2 protein-coding genes and 1 pseudogene are annotated in these 2361 nt (G+C 60.9%); 1 reads left to right on the top strand and 2 read right to left on the bottom strand.

Features of this window, described 5'->3' with window-relative positions; genetic code table 11:
- Window positions 1-7 precede the first annotated feature (7 nt).
- The gene (lacI, locus tag C3486_RS36500) at window positions 8-1090 is read right to left on the bottom strand and encodes a DNA-binding transcriptional repressor LacI (RefSeq protein WP_000805902.1); all 1083 of its coding nucleotides are present in this window, start codon (window positions 1088-1090) and stop codon (window positions 8-10) included.
- Between the two features lie 79 nt (window positions 1091-1169).
- Window positions 1170-1454, bottom strand: a pseudogene (locus tag C3486_RS36495) (MFS transporter); the annotation flags it as partial.
- A gap of 109 nt (window positions 1455-1563) precedes the next feature.
- Between C3486_RS36495 and C3486_RS36490 the strand changes: the two are divergent.
- Window positions 1564-2361, top strand: a 798-nt coding sequence (locus C3486_RS36490; protein ID WP_103837125.1) for a bifunctional oligoribonuclease/PAP phosphatase NrnA, incomplete at its 3' end; no start/stop codon positions are given.

The following is a 2361-nucleotide window of genomic DNA, read 5'->3' as shown; positions in this document are numbered from 1 at the left end:
GTTGCGCTCACTGCCCGCTTTCCAGTCGGGAAACCTGTCGTGCCAGCTGCATTAATGAATCGGCCAACGCGCGGGGAGAGGCGGTTTGCGTATTGGGCGCCAGGGTGGTTTTTCTTTTCACCAGTGAGACGGGCAACAGCTGATTGCCCTTCACCGCCTGGCCCTGAGAGAGTTGCAGCAAGCGGTCCACGCTGGTTTGCCCCAGCAGGCGAAAATCCTGTTTGATGGTGGTTAACGGCGGGATATAACATGAGCTGTCTTCGGTATCGTCGTATCCCACTACCGAGATATCCGCACCAACGCGCAGCCCGGACTCGGTAATGGCGCGCATTGCGCCCAGCGCCATCTGATCGTTGGCAACCAGCATCGCAGTGGGAACGATGCCCTCATTCAGCATTTGCATGGTTTGTTGAAAACCGGACATGGCACTCCAGTCGCCTTCCCGTTCCGCTATCGGCTGAATTTGATTGCGAGTGAGATATTTATGCCAGCCAGCCAGACGCAGACGCGCCGAGACAGAACTTAATGGGCCCGCTAACAGCGCGATTTGCTGGTGACCCAATGCGACCAGATGCTCCACGCCCAGTCGCGTACCGTCTTCATGGGAGAAAATAATACTGTTGATGGGTGTCTGGTCAGAGACATCAAGAAATAACGCCGGAACATTAGTGCAGGCAGCTTCCACAGCAATGGCATCCTGGTCATCCAGCGGATAGTTAATGATCAGCCCACTGACGCGTTGCGCGAGAAGATTGTGCACCGCCGCTTTACAGGCTTCGACGCCGCTTCGTTCTACCATCGACACCACCACGCTGGCACCCAGTTGATCGGCGCGAGATTTAATCGCCGCGACAATTTGCGACGGCGCGTGCAGGGCCAGACTGGAGGTGGCAACGCCAATCAGCAACGACTGTTTGCCCGCCAGTTGTTGTGCCACGCGGTTGGGAATGTAATTCAGCTCCGCCATCGCCGCTTCCACTTTTTCCCGCGTTTTCGCAGAAACGTGGCTGGCCTGGTTCACCACGCGGGAAACGGTCTGATAAGAGACACCGGCATACTCTGCGACATCGTATAACGTTACTGGTTTCACATTCACCACCCTGAATTGACTCTCTTCCGGGCGCTATCATGCCATACCGCGAAAGGTTTTGCGCCATTCGATGGTGTCCGGGATCTCGACGCTCTCCCTTATGCGACTCCTGCATTAGGAAGCAGCCCAGTAGTAGGTTGAGGCCGTTGAGCACCGCCGCCGCAAGGAATGGTGCATGCAAGGAGATGGCGCCCAACAGTCCCCCGGCCACGGGGCCTGCCACCATACCCACGCCGAAACAAGCGCTCATGAGCCCGAAGTGGCGAGCCCGATCTTCCCCATCGGTGATGTCGGCGATATAGGCGCCAGCAACCGCACCTGTGGCGCCGGTGATGCCGGCCACGATGCGTCCGGCGTAGAGGATCGAGATCTCGATCCCGCGAAATTAATACGACTCACTATAGGGGAATTGTGAGCGGATAACAATTCCCCTCTAGAAATAATTTTGTTTAACTTTAAGAAGGAGATATACCATGGCGGTGACGACAACCGATCCCAAGACCGGTCTGCTGACCGGTCCGGACGCCCAGATCGCCGGCGCGCGCGTCGACGCCCGTGGTGCCGCTGATCTGCTGACCGCGGCATCGAGTGTCAGTGTCATCTGCCACGTCTATCCGGACGCGGACACCATCGGCGCCGGGCTCGCCCTGGCGCAGGTGCTCGCCGCATCCGGCAAGCACGTCGAGGTGTCGTTCGCGACCCCCGCGCAGCTGCCGGAGTCTCTTCAGTCGCTGCCCGGCGGGCATCTGCTGGTCGCTCCGGAGGCCATGCGGCGCGACGCCGACCTGGTTGTCACCGTTGACATACCGAGCATCAATCGGCTCGGCGCGCTCAGTGGGCTCGCCGGTCCCGGGCGTGAGGTGCTGGTCATCGACCATCACGCGTCCAACCAACTGTTCGGCACCGCCAACTACATCGACCCTTCCGCGGACTCGACCACGATGCTCGTGGCCGAACTCCTCGACGCGTGGGGCAAACCCATCGACGAAAAGGTGGCCCACTGCCTGTACGCGGGGCTGACCACCGACACCGGGTCGTTCCGCTGGGCCACGGCGCGTGCCCACCGGCTCGCGGCCCGGCTGGTCGAACTCGGCGTCGACAACGCGTCGATCAGCCGCACCCTGCTCGACACGCATCCGTTCGCGTGGCTGCCGATGCTGTCGCGGGTTCTCGCGACGGCCCGGTTGCTGCCCGACGCACTCGACGGCCGGGGCTTCGTCTACGCCGTCGTTCCGCACGACGAGTGGTCCGAGGCCCGGCCGGAAGAGGTC

Origin of the sequence: Streptomyces sp. Ru73 (assembly GCF_002920575.1) — a bacterium.
In the GTDB taxonomy this organism is placed as follows: domain Bacteria; phylum Actinomycetota; class Actinomycetes; order Streptomycetales; family Streptomycetaceae; genus Streptomyces.
This window is presented reverse-complemented; position numbering and strand designations above follow the sequence as displayed.